The sequence below is a fragment of the Paraburkholderia sp. J8-2 genome (genome assembly GCF_905220195.1).
Taxonomy (GTDB): domain Bacteria; phylum Pseudomonadota; class Gammaproteobacteria; order Burkholderiales; family Burkholderiaceae; genus Paraburkholderia.
On record NZ_CAJMZA010000014.1, the window covers coordinates 115,487 to 129,433 of the forward strand.

Sequence of the window (13,947 nt, forward strand, 5' to 3'; positions counted from 1 at the left end):
CATGCGGCCTTAGGTGCCTTGCTTCCTGCAAGGCTCCGCCGCGATCAGATCAGTGGGTCATGGTCGCTTCCTGCTCGTCGCGCCCTGGGGTCGTTTCCCGTTACCGGGTCACTGGAACCAGTGCTCGCGTGCCTTCATGATCAACGCCTTGGCGGCGTCCTCTTCCATTCCCGTCATTTCGACCAGCTCGTCCACGGCCAGCTCGGCGAGCTCGTCGCGGGTGTGAACTTCATGCTGCGCCAGTTTCGCGAGCAGGTCCGGGTCGATACCGTCCAGACTCTTCAGGTCCAGCGCGGCGCTTTCCACCTTCTCCTCGTTCGCAATCGCCTGCGTGAGCAGTGCGTCGCGAGCGCGGTTGCGCAGCTCGTGCACGGTGTCCTCGTCGAACGCCTCGATTTCCAGCATTTCGTTGAGCGGCACGTAGGCGATCTCTTCGAGGCTCGTGAAGCCTTCGTCGATCAGGATGTCGGCGACTTCTTCATCCACGTCGAGACGCGCCATGAACAGGTCGCGCAGCACCGTGCGCTCCTGATTCTGCTTTTGCGCGGATTCGTCCGGCGTCATGATATTGATTTGCCAGCCGGTCAGCTCGCTGGCGAGACGCACGTTCTGGCCACTACGGCCAATCGCGACCGCGAGTTCGCTCTCGTCGACCACGACGTCCATCGAGTGCTTTTCCTCGTCGACGACGATCGACTGCACGGCAGCCGGCGCGAGCGCGCCGATCACGAACTGTGCGGGATCTTCCGACCATAGCACGATGTCGACGTTTTCGCCACCGAGCTCGTTGCGCACGGCCTGCACACGCGAGCCGCGGATGCCGACGCAGGTGCCGATCGGGTCGATGCGCTTGTCATAGGCCACCACGCCGATCTTGGCGCGCACGCCCGGATCCCGCGCCGCCGCCTTGATCTCGAGGAGGCCCTGTTCGATTTCGGGCACTTCCATTTCGAACAGCTTCATCAGGAACTCGGGCGCCGTGCGCGAGAGTTCGATCTGCGGGCCGCGGGCGGTGCGGTCGACCTTGCCAATCCAGGCACGCACGCGGTCGCCCACGCGCAGGTTTTCCTTCGGAATCAGCTGGTCGCGGCGCAGCAGCGCTTCCACACGGCCGGATTCGACGATGAAGTTGCCCTTGTCCATGCGCTTGACCGTGCCGGTCATGATGCTTTCGCCGCGCTCGAGGAAGTCGTTCAGGATCTGCTCGCGCTCGGCGTCGCGCACCTTCTGCAGGATGACCTGCTTGGCGGCCTGCGCGCCGATACGGCCGAACTCGACCGAAGGCACCGGCTGCTCGACGAAACCGTCGATCTGCGCTTCCGGGTCCTGCTCGCGTGCTTCGAACAGCAGGATTTCCTGGTCCGGCTCCTGCAGGCCCGCCTCGTCCGGCACGACGCGCCAGCGACGGAACGTTTCGTGCTCGCCGCTTTCGCGATCGATATGCACGCGGATATCCGCATCCTCGTCGAAGAGTTTCTTGGAGGCCGACGCAAGCGCCGCTTCAAGGGCGGCGAACACCACGTCCTTGTCGACATTCTTCTCGCGTGCCAGCGCATCCACCAGCATCAACACTTCGCGACTCATTGTTTGCGGCTCCTAAAGTCAACTTTGGGGACAAGGCGTGCTTTGTCGATATCTGCGAGCGTGAAATCAAGCATCGCAGGACCCGCCTTCCCTTCGAATTCCAGACCGATGGATTCGCCTTCGGGAGCATGCACGATGCCCCGGTACGATTTCCGTCCGTCCAATGGCTTTTTCAACGTGATTACCGCTTCGCAGCCTGCGAAGCGTTCGAAGTCCGCCAGTTTTTTCAGCGGACGGTCGAGACCGGGCGACGAAACCTCGAGCCGCTCGTAGTCGATGTTCTCGACCGTCAGAACGTGCTGCAGCTGACGCGTGACCTTCTCGCAGTCCTCGATCGCGATCCCCGCGGGCTGATCGATGAAGATAGTCAGCATGCCGCGCCCGGTGCGCTCGAGGTCGACCAGCTCGTAACCGAGCCCGGTGACCGTGGTTTCAATCAGTTCCGTCAGTTGCACAATGCCCACTCCAGATGTTCTGCGCAGCGGGCCAGCAACTTCCTTCGCTCTAATTCTTGCTTCGCTAGGGATTCGCGGGCCGCGCGCCAGGTGAGCGCGCGCGCTTCTCACCTACTTGCCCCACGATGACGAACGACCCGGCGCATGGTTCGGATAACCCCCAAATTGACAATGCCGAACGTGAAACGTCGGCATCTGTTGGTAACCAATTGGGGCGAACCAAAAAAAAATGGGCGAAACGCCCATCTTCTCACTTAGCCAGGTGGTCGCACCTGGGGCGCGAATTACAGCACGTAAAAGAGCCGCACGCCCAGCGACTTTGTGATTCTAGCCTTTTTTGCACATTAACGCAAACCCACGGTCAAGCCAGAGGCGCCTTTTGCCGTTATTTACGGGCTCGCAAGGGGGATTTGCCGGCGTTTTACGCATTAACCGCGCACAACTGAAAAGGCAGCGACTGCGCATACCGCACGCATCGCGGCCGTTGCATGGCCGCGACGCCCACCGCCTGGCGCGGCCGGGCGTCGCATGCCTCGCGAATTAATGGCCGCGTGTGCGGTTGCGCGGCGTGCCGCGCTGGCCGCCACGGTTGTTGCCGCCCGTGCGGTTGCCGTTGGGATTGGCATTGCCGCCGTTGCCCGGGCCGCTGCGGCGATTGCCGTTGGCGTTGGCGCTGCCGCCCGCACGCTTGCCCGCCGCGCCCGGAGCACGGTTGCCGTCGACGTCGCGGCCGCCCGCGCGGTTGCCGCCACGGCCGCCGAAACCGGAGCCCGCGCCGAAGTTGCCGTGACCGGTACCTGCGCCGCCGCCAAAGCCGCCCGTCGCGCCGCGCCGTCCCTGGCCCTGACGCGGCTGCCCCATTGCACCGTGCGAGCTCAGCACCGGCTCGCGGTTGATGAAGCCCATGGACGTCTGCATCGGATCCGGCTGGCGACGTTCCTGCTCCTTGCCGCCACGACCGCCTTTCTCTTCGCTCGGGGCCTTCAGGCCGACCGCCGCCATCAGCGCGCGCACCTGGTTGTCTTCGAGCTCTTCCCAGCGACCGCGCTTGAGGCCCTTGGGCAGCGCGATCGGGCCGTGACGCGTGCGGATCAGGCGGCTCACCATCAGGCCGGCCGCCTCGAACATACGCCGCACTTCGCGGTTACGGCCTTCGGCCAGCGCAACGTGGTACCAGTGATTCGTGCCTTCGCCGCCGCCATCGCGAATGCGCAGGAAGCTTGCCGGGCCGTCCTCGAGTTCGACGCCCTTGAGCAGTTTCTGGCGCATCCCCTCGCTCAGTTCGCCGACCACACGTACTGCGTACTCGCGCTCCACGCTGTAGCGCGGGTGCATGAAGCGGTTCGCCAGATCGCCCGAGGTCGTCAGCATCAGCAGACCTTCGGTGTTGAAGTCCAGACGGCCGACAGCAAGCCATTTCGCCGTCTTCATCGGCGGCAGGCGGTCGAACACCGACGGGCGGCCTTCCGGATCAGCGTGGCTCACGATTTCGCCAGTCGGCTTGTGATAGATCAGCACGCGCGGCGGCTTGTTCTGCAGCTTGCGCTTGATAGGCTTGCCGTTGATGCGGACCTGGTCGGTCGGCAGGATGCGCTGGCCGATGTGCGCCGGCTCGCCGTTCACCGAGACGCGCCCGGCAATGATCAGCTCTTCCATGTCGCGGCGCGAGCCCATGCCCGCGTCCGCCAGCACTTTGTGCAGCTTCGGCGCGTCGTCGTCGGGGCTCAGCACGCGCTTGGGCTGCTGGGCTCGGCCGCGGCGCAGCATCGGTGCGCGCACGCCCGAACCGGCGCCGTTGTCGGCGTCGAACGCCGGCGAAGTCACATAGAGGAACAGATCGTCCGGTGTGGACTCGCCCGTGGCGGCAGCCGGCTGGCCTTCGGTGCGGCCCTGGCCCTTCTGGCGCTTGCCCGCGCCTTGCTGACGCTCGGCCTGACGCTCGCCCCGGCCGGCGCCACCGGCGTTCTGGCCGCGGCCCGCCTTCTTCGCGCCGCCTTCCTTGCGCGGCGCGCGCCCGGCGGGAGCGCGCTCAGCTGTCGCTTGCGGCGGCTCGGCGTCAGGCGCTGCGGACACGTCGGCGCCCTCCGCGCCTTCAGCGGCCTTCGCCTTCGCGCCTGCTCGGCGGCGCGCGATCAGGCTGCGCGGCCCGCGGCGCAGACCACGGCGCGGACGATCTTCGCCCTCGCCGCCCTGTGCTTCGCCTTCGACCTGCGAAGCGCGCGTGTCATCGTCGCGCGCGGAGGACGCGCGGCGAGCGGATTCGGACGCGTCGGTCGAATCGGTGTCGTGGATATCAGTCAAAACAACCTCAAAATGTCAGGTTGCGCGCCCGCTTGCGGGGCGCGTCAAAAATGCTTGTTGCTTCAGATGCCGCGTCGTGCGGCTTCGTCGTCCGTCGTCGAGACGGGGTCGTCCTGCGCCGCGTCGCGGCGGTCTTCGTGTTCTTCTTCGCCCGCCGCATCTGCTGCGTGCGCGGCATCCTGCACGTGAGCATCCGGGATTGACCCGTGCTGCGCGAGGCTTGTTTCGCCATGTCCCGCGTCGCCCGAGGCGTCGGCTGCGTACGCAACGTTTGCGCCTGCCACCTCGTGCGCAGCTTCCGTTTCGTGGGCTGCTTGCGTTTCGTGCGTTTCGCCCCCGGCTACTGTCGTCGCTCCCGCATCTTCCGCGCCTGCGGCGTCAGCGTCGGCCGCCTCGGGCTGACCTTCCGCGACGAACTGCGCTGCGGCGCTATCGGGAAACTCGATCGCGTGCTGGGCAAGCAGTTGCTCGCCGAACTGGCTCGACGGATCGTCGAGCGGCGGCAGCTCGTCGAGCGACTTCAGTCCGAGATCGTCGAGAAACTCCCGCGTCGTTGCATAGAGCGCCGGACGTCCCGGCACGTCACGATGACCGATCACTTCGATCCAGTTACGGTCCTCGAGCTGTTTGACGACCTGCGTATTGACCGTGACGCCACGAATTTCCTCGATGTCGCCGCGCGTGACCGGCTGCCGGTACGCGATGATCGCGAGCGTTTCGAGGACCGCGCGCGAATAGCGCGGCGGCTTTTCGGGGTGCAACCGGTCAAGGTACGTCCGCATGGCCGGCTTGCTCTGAAAGCGCCAGCCCGACGCGAGCCCCACCAGCTCGACGCCGCGCCCGGACCATTCATGCCGCAGGTCTTCGAGCAGGTTGCGGACCGTGTCGGCCGAAATGTCGTCGGCAAACAGTTTGCGCAGTTCGCCGATCTTCAACGGCTCCTGCGTGCAGATCAATGCAGTCTCGAGGACGATTTTCGCCTCTTGGGTATTCATGCAGCCAGGTCAGACCCTAAGTAAGGTAAATCAGGTTCAAGGAACCGGATCAGACAGACGAAAGACGATATGGAACTGGAGACGCGCTCGCCCGATTCTGATCGGTCATATTGATGGGAGCACGCACCGGGGGGCCGAAATTCAGGCAAAGAGCCAGACCCAGCCGGAGGGAGCCGCGAATTTCCCGCAGGGAATCGCTTGACTGAGCGCCATATTACGCAAAAACGCTGGGTGCGTAAAGACGCCATTCCGCATGAGCGGCCTCATTTTAACCGGGGCCGGGCCGCTGCCTTGCGCTCCCTCGCGCGACACCGGCCCGGCGCGCTCCCGCGCTACGGCTCAATGCGCTCCCACCGCCTCCAGGTAACGCGCGAGGCGCTCGACGCCCGCGTCGAGCCGCGCCGGATCGCACGCGTAGCACCAGCGCACGAAGCCTTCGCCTTGCGGGCCGAACGCGCTGCCCGGCGCGAGTCCGAGGCCCGCGTCGCGCACCAGCGCCTTGCACAGCTCGAGGCTGTTCTGCGCGCCCGCCAGCCGGAAAAACAGGTACATCGCGCCGTGCGGCACTTTCACATCGACGCCAGGCAGCTTGGCAAGCGCCGCGGCGAGGTGGTCGCGCGAGGCGCGCAGATCGGCCACGAGCGCACGCGTGAATGGCTCGCCGTGCTCGACCGCGGCAATGCCCGCCTGCTGCACGAACGAAGGTGCGCACGAGGTGTTGTACTCGACCAGCTTGCCGAGATCGTCGGTCAAGGTGCGCGGCACGACCATCCAGCCGAGCCGCCAGCCGGTCATGAGCCAGGCCTTCGAGAACGAATTCACACAGATCAGCCGCTCTTCGCGCGACGCGATGTCAAGGAACGAGGGCGCGGTGCGCTCATTCGCGTCGCCGTAATAAAGGCGCTCGTAGACCTCGTCGGCGACGATCCAGATGCCGAGGCGTCGGCAATGCTCGAGCACCGCGCGCTGTTGTTCGCGCGTCATCACCCAGCCCGTCGGGTTGTTCGGCGAGTTGATCATGAGCATGCGCGTGTCGGGCGTGAGCGCCGCCAGCAGCCGGTCGAGATCGAGCGTCCAGCCGTGCTCGCCGTAGCCGAGCGAGACCGTCTCGACCGTGGCGCCAAGAATCTTCGGAATTTCGACGAGGTTCGGCCACAGCGGGGTCACTGCCACCACCCGATCGCCCGCGCCCACGACGAGTTGCGCCGCCAGCATCAGCGCATTGACGCCGGCGCTCGTCACCGCGAGGTTGTCCACCGGCGTAGCGCCGTGCAGTTCACTCACGTAGCGCGCGAGCGATTCGCGCAGCGGCGCGATACCGAGGTTGTGCGTGTAAAACGTGTCGCCGCGCCCGAGCGCCTCGGCAGCCGCCTCGCGGATGAACGGTGGCGTCACGCGGTCGGACTCGCCGAACCAGAACGGCAGCACGTCGGGAACGCCGAACCCGGCGTTCGCCACTTCGCGGATCTGCGACGAGCGCAACGCACGCACCGCTTCGCGCGGCAGGGAGACGGAGGACGACGGATCGAGATCGCTCATCGGAGGTTCGGGCTTGCAGAATGTGGGAAAACGTGAAGTGTAGCGCGCGGCCGGGCGCCGTGCGGTCCGCGCCCGCAAGCGCCGGCGCGGTGGTCTCAGTGCTGCGCTTCGGGCTGTCCGGCCAGTTGACGGATCAGCGTCCACACCGCCTCGGCGGCCGGCGAAAGCGAGCGGTCGCGCCGCCGCACCAGCTCGACGGTGCGCTCTGCGCGCGGCACAAGCGGGCGCGCGAGCAAGGGCGCGCCCGCCGGAACGGGCAGCGCGAGCCAGGGCAGCACGCTGATGCCCACGCCCGCCTCGACAAGGCCGAATACCGTGGCGGGGTGGCCCAGCTCCTGCACCACCCGGGCGCGCACGCCCTGCTCGCTCATCACGGCGTCGATCAGCGGGCGGCTGCCCGAGGCGTAGTCGAGCATCACGAGGCGTTCGCCGTCCAGTTCCTTCCACGAGACTTCCTGGCTTAGCGCGAGCGCGTGATCGCCGCGCACGACCACACAGAACGAGTCCGTAGTCAGACACTCCGTTTCCAGATCTTCAGCGACAAAGGGCCCGATGATGACGCCAAAGTCCACCTCGCCCGAGCGGATCTTGCGGACGACGTCGCTCTGCACGTCGTCGCGCAATCCAAGCGTAATGTAAGGAAACTGCCGCCCGCACGCGGCCACGACCTGCGGCATCAAGCGGCACGCGACCGTCGGGCTCGCCGCCACGACGACGCGGCCGCGCCGCTGCTCGCCAATCTCGCGAATTTCGCGCAAGGCGTCGTCCAGATCGTTGAGCAACCGTGGAATGCTCGCGATCAGGTTCGCGCCCACATCTGTGAGCTGCACCTCGCGCGTGGTCCGATCGACGAGCTTCACGCCAATCTCGGCTTCGAGCTCGCGCACGCAACGGCTCACCGCCGACTGCGTGAGCCCGATTTCGTCCCCTGCCCGGCTAAAGCTCTGCAGCCGGGCAACCTCGATGAACACTCGCAACTGCCGTAGCGTCACATTCATCCACTCGCCTCATGAATTGTTCGTTTTCATGCAATTTTATGTCGGCTGCGCACTGTTACGGGTAACAACATGACGCCCCCGACTATTCGCCGCAGTGCAGCAATACGGCGCAAACGCACGGTGGACGGGCCTGCTTGCACAAGATTGGTGATTCTCCCGATTTCTTCGATAAGTGTTTTCGAGTCTTATACGCCCCTGGCAATCTCCCGCGCGGGCTTGGCGCCACGCGGCTTCAAGACGAGAACGTACGTGCTGGCACGGTTTTCGCATTAAGGCACGCACAGGTTCGATGGATGTACCGGAAGCATGCAGTCCGGGACGATCCAGCCGGGCCCGCCTGGTACTCCGGCATCCGGCCGGGAGTACATGAAGAGTGCGCAGCGCGGGGCAGCGCACCGGAGATAGCTTCGCTGAGGTGAAACATGATGCTGTTCGACGATTTGAGAGACAACGAATGGGCGCTGGTCGAGGCGTTGTTCTGTGCTGAACCGGCACGGAGCGAACGGCGCGGACGGCCTCGCGTCGAAGCGCGTGCTGTGGTCAACGCGGTGCTCTGGGTGCTTTCGACGGGTGAAGGCTGGTCCAAGCTGCCGGGCCGCTACCCCTCGCCGCCGACTTGCCGCCGCCGTTTCGACGAGTGGCAGGCAGACGGTACGCTGGCGGAAATCGTCAAGCGACTGAGCACGAACGGCCGCGAAATTTCGCTGCGCGGCCGTATCGGCGCCACGGCGACCAAGCCGCCCGCACCGCCGAGCCGCGATCGCCTGCGTGGCGCGTTCTGGACCAACCCGGAATCGTGGCGCGCACCGGTCAAGATGGCCTGAGCCACGCTTCACTTGCTTTCCCGCCGGGTGCCTCATGCACCCGGCGTGTTTTTCTCCCACCCCTGGCGCACGTCGCGGCCGTCGCAGACCGTTTTCCGGTCCTGGGCCAAAACCGCCGCGCCTGCACGGCTCAACCAGACTGCGTTGAGCATCGCTGCGTCCGCAACAAAGCGATAGGCACCGCGCGATACATCTCTTTACCAATATTTACAGCGCGCTTTCGCTTCCGACGTTAGCTTAGGACCATGTCCATTAACGTCAAGAAACCGGATTGACGGGGAACCACCATGAAATCCATGAACCTGCACATCCGGGGCATCATGGTTTCGCTGTCCGCGCTCGCCCCCCTCGCCCTCTTTGCCCTGTTCGCGCCAACGGCGTCGTTCGTGTCGTTCAGCGTCGCTGCGCAACCGCCGCATGCCTCGGCAACGCCATGGCCGGTGTCGCGCACCGGCGCCCACGCCCAGCCGCCCGCAGCGCCTGGTCCGAACGCGGGCAAGCCGCCGGTGCCTCGTGGCGATTTACGCGGCGACATTGCGGACAATGCCCGCCGCAGCGCGCCACAGAGGCAGGAACCGACGCGGCGGCAGTGAGCCGGCTAGCGAAACACCATTGAGGGAACCGTAGGGACGACCGCCGGGACCGACGGGACCGATGAAAGAGCATCGGCGATCACGGAAGGCGGCAAGACCGCCCTGGAACGCCGCGGCTCAGCATATACCCTGCCCCGGGGAACCACCGCGCCTGACCTGCGGTCTACCCTTATGCCATCAAGCACAGCGTGGCAGCAGTAATTCCGGTAAGCCCGTATCTTTCGATGCGGGCTTTTTTTTGGCGGGACGAAGAAGGTAGTGTACTTACTGGCTGGCTTCGAGGCCGGATTGGGGCACGCGCTGCGCGACGTAGTCGGCCACGCGATGCGCGCTCCACTGTAGCGTGCGCTCGTCGCGTGCGAGCCGGGCGAATTCGGCGCGGCCGCGATCGGTGAGCACCGCGATATCGACCGGCGCATGGAAGCCCGGCGCCGGCGCAACCGTGCGTTGCCGGACGATGTCCATCATGCCGAGATCGCGCAAATACTGGAACACTTCAGGACGACGCGCCCACGGAACCTGCCGATACTGCACCCGCCGTAGCGCTTCGAGTACTGCTTCGTTGGAATACGTGGTCATCTCACTTCTTTCTTAAAATGCAGTCCTGCGATCATTGAGCCTCGCGCGAACCGGCAGCGGCGCAATGCGGACCTGAGAACGGCGCAGTCTGTGCCCTGGCGGGCCCACGCGCCCATCCGCGCGCTGAGCAGCGGCAGGGACTGCAGGTTATCCGGGCCCCCGTGAAAGCGGCTTCACCGCTTCCCGCACGGCCAACGCCGCGCCACGTTCGCGGCGCAAAGGTCGGTTGGACGCGCATTTTCCCGAAAACAATACGTTACCTCATCCAAATTGATTCTAATCGTTTTGTTTGCGCTATTTATTGCGCTCGGCCTGCTGTGGCGCAACGCGCGCTGGCGTGTCGCAGCCTGCGGGGCACTGGTCTTCTGGTTGCTCGCCACCGGCTGGCTCACCGGGGTGCTGCTCGATGTTGCGCAGCCGGCGTTATATCGCACTCCCTACGATCAGGCGAAAATCGGCCCGGCGCGCTTCGGTGCGCGCACCGCCATCATCATGCTGGGCGGCGGCACCGAATCCCGCGATGGCCAACTGGTCCCCGCCCGCGACGTGTACGCACGCATTGCCCTTGCCGCCGAACTGCACGCGCTGTGCGCGCACGCGGGCGGCACATGCCGCGTGATCGTGAGTGGCGGCAACCCGGAGCACCATGCGAGCGCCGAGGCCGACAACTACGCGCCCTATCTGCTGCGCGCCGGTGTGCCGGGCACCGATCTCGTGCTCGAAAACCAGAGCCTCACGACTTATCAGAACGCGCGCAACGTCGCGCCCATCGTCCGTGCCGGCAACGATGAAACGCTCCTGCTCGTGACGTCGTCGTACCAGATGCGCCGCGCGATGCTCGATTTCCAGCGTTTCGACATGAACCCGTTGCCCGCGGTATCCAACGTGCGCCGCGTCGAGCGCGGGCTGCTTCCGCGCGTGGCCAATCTCAAGTCCGCCGAAACGGCGCTCCACGAATCGATTGGGGTTGTCCAGTTTTATGTGTATCGGATGATCGGCTGGTTCTAGTATGACCTTATCTCGGCGCCAGATGTAACGAGATGTAACTCCCGCGCGAACGGGTTACGCGATGTCATCTGGAGCGAGTATTTGATCGTTAGAATGGCATGTCCATCCTGCTTGGACAGGTACCGGCTGGGTCCATAAACCGCTCCTTCGGAGGTAGAGATGAAAAAAGTGTCCCTCGCAGTCCTGATTTCACTTTCCGCACTGGCGGGCGCTGCGCATGCGCAGTCGGATAACGGCATCACGATGAGCACCGATCCGGCCAGAGCCGACGACGTCCTGCAACGCGCCCAGGCCCTGCAGCAGCAACAGGAAGCCGCACCCGCGCCGGCACCCATGACGCATCACAAGCCGGGGCACCCGCATCACAAGAAGGCCCCCGCCCAGTAAGAGCAGGGAAGGCCAGACGGCGCGCAGCCCAGCGCAAGCGGGCAGCGCCTTCCCGGGAATGAAGCCGATGCCGGTCTTGCCGTCATCGGCTTTTTTATTCGCGGCGCCACCTGCCGCGTTTGCGGTGTCGTGTGCATCGCCGCCGCCACGGCGCGCGGGCGCGGTATGCTAAAGTCGCGCACCTCGAAAACGCCCCGGTCGGCGTAGACCCAACCTTTTGTGCGCGCCACGCGCGGAGAAACACAATGAGCAACATCCAGCTCGACATCGAATGGACCGAAGCGGCCTCACGCAAGATCGAAAAACTGATGCCGCGCGGCGGCAACCAGGACGCGTATCTCGCGCTGCCCCCCATCGAATGCCTGCCGATGGAAGGCGACGTGCTGTTCCTCGGGCCGGCCGGCAAGCAGCAGCCGTTCATCGTCGCCGAACGCCAATACCATCACGAAGGCGACGCGGACTGGACCATCATCCTGATTCTCGACGTGCCCGACACCGCGCACTGAGCGGCAAATCGGACCGCCGGCAGGCGGTACGCAAGGCGCTCGCACCCGAAGCGGGCGCCCTCTTTCGACTCTCCCCACGCTCCATCGGCACGCACCGCGTCGCCATCCCAGGCACGACTTGTGCGCGCAGTTTTTTCCGATAGTCCGTACACTTGACGACAGGCCCCGCCGGTTACCGCCGTCGGACGCGCGCCTGCGAAAAAGCGGCAGTCGCGCGACCCACGAGCCTGCGGGTTCGAACGCTCACGAACCGCGCGCGTCGCCGCGCGTCCCGAGCCATGCCGAACGATCCGTCGAACGCAAAGGCGGCTGCCGCCGCCAGTCTGCTCGCCCAGCTCCAGCCGCGCGCTGCCGGCTGGGGCGCGCAATGGCACGCGCGGCAGCACGGTTACGCGCTCGACAGCGCCTTCCAGCCCGTGCTCTCGATCACGCATCAGCGCGTGGTCGGCTATGAGGCGTTGCTGCGCGTGACCGACGAATCGAGCCACCCCGTCGCCCCAGCGGATCTGTTCGCATCGGTGGAAGGCGCCGAAGCGCAGCAGCTCGACGAACTCGCCCGCTGCCTGCACCTCGCGAATTTCGTCGCGCAAGGCGTGGAGACCGGCTGGATCTTCCTGAACACGCTGCCGCGCAGCGCACGCGCCGCCGACCCCGCGCAAGCCGCAATCGACGGCTTGTGCCGGCACTTCGATTTCCCGCGCGAACGCGTGGTGATCGAGGTGCTCGAGCAGCGCGGCGGCGACGAGTACAGCTCCTTCGTCGACGAACGGCCGCCTGCCGGCCGACGCGATTTCCTCGTCGCGCTCGACGACTTCGGCGCGGGTTTCTCCAATTTCGATCGCGTCTGGCGCTATCGGCCCGACATCGTCAAGCTCGACCGCTCGCTCGTCACGCGCGCGACCCGCGGCGAGAGTCATGTGGCATTCATCTCGGAACTCGTCTCAATTCTTCATCACGCCGGCACAATGGTGCTTGCAGAAGGTGTCGAGACCGAGTCGCAGCTCATGGTATTGATGCAGGCCGATGTCGATCTCGTGCAGGGCTTCTGGTTCGGCGAGCCGCAAGCTTCGATTCCGGAAGCCGGCGCCGCCGCGGCCGCGCTGGCGCAGTCGATGTGGCGGCGCTTCGCCGACTACCAGCGCAGCACCGAGATCATCGAGCAGGTCAATTTCGGCGCGCTCTCACACACCATGCTGTGCGGCGCGCGCGTGCTCACGGGCGGCGGAACGCTCAAAGCGGCCGCCGAGGCCATTTTCGGCGACGGCGGCAGCCACGCGCAGCGCGTCTTCAGCGCAGACGAACATGGCGAGCAGCACGAGCCTTCGATTGCCATGCCCGGCGTCGGGCCGCCCGCGCGCCTCGCGCCTTTCTATCCCGACACCGACAGCAACTGGTCGCGCCGCGAGTACTTCCGGCGCGCGCTCGCCGCGCCCGGCCGGGTCGCGGTGATGGGTCCGCACTACTCGCTCAACGACGGCGAACTCTGCTACACGGCCGCCATCGCGCTCGACTATGGCGGCGCGACGCACGTGTTGTGCGCGGACTTTCCGCCCGAGCATGGGCCGCGCGAGCGGCCTTGGAGCGAGCGGGGTTAATGCGTGGCGAATCGGCAATGCACCGCGTGGTCCTGGCAGCTATTCGGATACGCGCCGCCGCCCCGCCTTCAGCTCGCCGGTGCGCGCCTTGCTGTCGAGGCGGCGCAGCTTCGAGGCGCGCGTGGGGCGCGTCGCCACGCGTGCCTTGCGCGTGACGCTCACGCTGTCGACCAGTTCCTCGAGGCGCGCGAGCGCAGCCACCCGGTTCTGTTCCTGGGTGCGGTATTCCTGCGACTTGATCACCACGACGCCCTCAGTCGTGATCCGACGGTCGGCGAGCGCAAGCAGACGCATCTTGAGCACCTCGGGCAACGACGAGGCGCGGATGTCGAAACGCAGATGAATCGCACTCGACACCTTGTTCACGTTCTGGCCGCCCGCGCCCTGTGCGCGAACGGCGACGAGTTCGATTTCCTGCAACGGGATGGGCGCGCGTGCGGTCATGGGCGGAGAGAAGGTGAACACGCGGCAGTGTCGCACAGCGCGGCCAGGTTGACACAAGCGCGAAACGTACGCGCCATGAACCCAGCGCAAGCGCCAGGCCTCTGCCACGGGCATGCGACATGCAGCCACCCCGTCGGGC

General features: G+C 65.8%; 13 protein-coding genes and 1 pseudogene. 6 read left to right on the plus strand and 8 right to left on the minus strand.

The features are described 5' to 3' along the window. Positions 1-108: 108 nt before the first annotated feature. The 6 genes from nusA to U5A52_RS26420 form a co-directional block, all read right to left on the minus strand. Positions 109-1,584, minus strand: a complete 1,476-nt coding sequence (nusA, locus tag U5A52_RS26395; RefSeq protein ID WP_069267875.1) for a transcription termination factor NusA — start codon at positions 1,582-1,584, stop codon at positions 109-111. Beyond that, on the minus strand, positions 1,581-2,039 hold the full coding sequence (gene rimP, locus U5A52_RS26400; RefSeq protein ID WP_028204813.1) for a ribosome maturation factor RimP: 459 nt from the start codon (positions 2,037-2,039) through the stop codon (positions 1,581-1,583). The genes nusA and rimP overlap by 4 nt, the downstream gene beginning before the upstream one ends. A gap of 540 nt (positions 2,040-2,579) precedes the next feature. Next, complete coding sequence (rluB, locus tag U5A52_RS26405; RefSeq protein ID WP_321936757.1) at positions 2,580-4,340, minus strand: 23S rRNA pseudouridine(2605) synthase RluB; 1,761 nt, start codon at positions 4,338-4,340, stop codon at positions 2,580-2,582. 62 nt (positions 4,341-4,402) lie between these two features. Continuing rightward, the gene (gene scpB / locus U5A52_RS26410) at positions 4,403-5,335 is read right to left on the minus strand and encodes an SMC-Scp complex subunit ScpB (protein ID WP_321936758.1); all 933 of its coding nucleotides are present in this window, start codon (positions 5,333-5,335) and stop codon (positions 4,403-4,405) included. A 339-nt stretch (positions 5,336-5,674) separates the two neighbouring features. Continuing rightward, positions 5,675-6,874 carry a pyridoxal phosphate-dependent aminotransferase gene (locus tag U5A52_RS26415; protein ID WP_321914222.1) on the minus strand — a complete coding sequence of 400 codons (1,200 nt, stop codon included), beginning with the start codon at positions 6,872-6,874 and terminating at the stop codon, positions 5,675-5,677. A 95-nt stretch (positions 6,875-6,969) separates the two neighbouring features. Further along, a complete protein-coding gene (locus U5A52_RS26420) occupies positions 6,970-7,872 on the minus strand; it encodes a LysR family transcriptional regulator (RefSeq protein WP_321914221.1) in 903 nt (300 codons plus the stop codon). 425 nt (positions 7,873-8,297) lie between these two features. Between U5A52_RS26420 and U5A52_RS26425 the strand changes: the two are divergent. Both U5A52_RS26425 and U5A52_RS26430 read left to right on the plus strand, forming a co-directional pair. After that, positions 8,298-8,693: pseudogene (locus tag U5A52_RS26425) on the plus strand (transposase); the annotation flags it as partial. Positions 8,694-8,983: 290 nt separating this feature from the next. Continuing rightward, entirely contained in the window at positions 8,984-9,289 is a 306-nt protein-coding gene (locus U5A52_RS26430) for a hypothetical protein (protein WP_321936759.1), read from the plus strand. Positions 9,290-9,553: 264 nt separating this feature from the next. On the opposite strand, the gene U5A52_RS26435 is transcribed toward U5A52_RS26430, so the two are convergent. Continuing rightward, on the minus strand, positions 9,554-9,868 hold the full coding sequence (locus tag U5A52_RS26435; protein ID WP_321914219.1) for a hypothetical protein: 315 nt from the start codon (positions 9,866-9,868) through the stop codon (positions 9,554-9,556). A gap of 285 nt (positions 9,869-10,153) precedes the next feature. On the opposite strand from U5A52_RS26435, the gene U5A52_RS26440 reads away from it, so the two are divergent. From U5A52_RS26440 to U5A52_RS26455, 4 genes are all read left to right on the plus strand, one after another. Beyond that, the gene (locus U5A52_RS26440; protein ID WP_321936760.1) at positions 10,154-10,876 is read left to right on the plus strand and encodes a YdcF family protein; all 723 of its coding nucleotides are present in this window, start codon (positions 10,154-10,156) and stop codon (positions 10,874-10,876) included. A gap of 159 nt (positions 10,877-11,035) precedes the next feature. Beyond that, complete coding sequence (locus U5A52_RS26445) at positions 11,036-11,263, plus strand: hypothetical protein (protein WP_321914217.1); 228 nt, start codon at positions 11,036-11,038, stop codon at positions 11,261-11,263. A 245-nt stretch (positions 11,264-11,508) separates the two neighbouring features. Further along, positions 11,509-11,769, plus strand: coding sequence for a DNA-binding protein (locus tag U5A52_RS26450; RefSeq protein ID WP_133184189.1), 261 nt, complete (start codon positions 11,509-11,511; stop codon positions 11,767-11,769). A 278-nt stretch (positions 11,770-12,047) separates the two neighbouring features. Continuing rightward, a complete protein-coding gene (locus U5A52_RS26455; protein ID WP_321936761.1) occupies positions 12,048-13,364 on the plus strand; it encodes an EAL domain-containing protein in 1,317 nt (438 codons plus the stop codon). Between the two features lie 39 nt (positions 13,365-13,403). On the opposite strand, the gene arfB is transcribed toward U5A52_RS26455, so the two are convergent. Then, positions 13,404-13,808, minus strand: a complete 405-nt coding sequence (gene arfB, locus U5A52_RS26460; protein WP_321914320.1) for an alternative ribosome rescue aminoacyl-tRNA hydrolase ArfB — start codon at positions 13,806-13,808, stop codon at positions 13,404-13,406. Between the last annotated feature and the right edge of the window lie 139 nt (positions 13,809-13,947).

What these genes read in the sequence shown, in the direction of transcription:
- U5A52_RS26435 (WP_321914219.1), bottom strand. Translation starts at nt 9,868, where the DNA reads ATGACCACGTATTCCAACGAAGCAGTACTCGAAGCGCTACGGCGGGTG.
- U5A52_RS26415 (WP_321914222.1), bottom strand. Translation starts at nt 6,874, where the DNA reads ATGAGCGATCTCGATCCGTCGTCCTCCGTCTCCCTGCCGCGCGAAGCG.
- U5A52_RS26450 (WP_133184189.1), top strand. Translation starts at nt 11,509, where the DNA reads ATGAGCAACATCCAGCTCGACATCGAATGGACCGAAGCGGCCTCACGC.
- arfB (WP_321914320.1), bottom strand. Translation starts at nt 13,808, where the DNA reads ATGACCGCACGCGCGCCCATCCCGTTGCAGGAAATCGAACTCGTCGCC.
- U5A52_RS26455 (WP_321936761.1), top strand. Translation starts at nt 12,048, where the DNA reads ATGCCGAACGATCCGTCGAACGCAAAGGCGGCTGCCGCCGCCAGTCTG.
- U5A52_RS26445 (WP_321914217.1), top strand. Translation starts at nt 11,036, where the DNA reads ATGAAAAAAGTGTCCCTCGCAGTCCTGATTTCACTTTCCGCACTGGCG.
- nusA (WP_069267875.1), bottom strand. Translation starts at nt 1,584, where the DNA reads ATGAGTCGCGAAGTGTTGATGCTGGTGGATGCGCTGGCACGCGAGAAG.
- U5A52_RS26430 (WP_321936759.1), top strand. Translation starts at nt 8,984, where the DNA reads ATGAAATCCATGAACCTGCACATCCGGGGCATCATGGTTTCGCTGTCC.
- scpB (WP_321936758.1), bottom strand. Translation starts at nt 5,335, where the DNA reads ATGAATACCCAAGAGGCGAAAATCGTCCTCGAGACTGCATTGATCTGC.
- U5A52_RS26420 (WP_321914221.1), bottom strand. Translation starts at nt 7,872, where the DNA reads ATGAATGTGACGCTACGGCAGTTGCGAGTGTTCATCGAGGTTGCCCGG.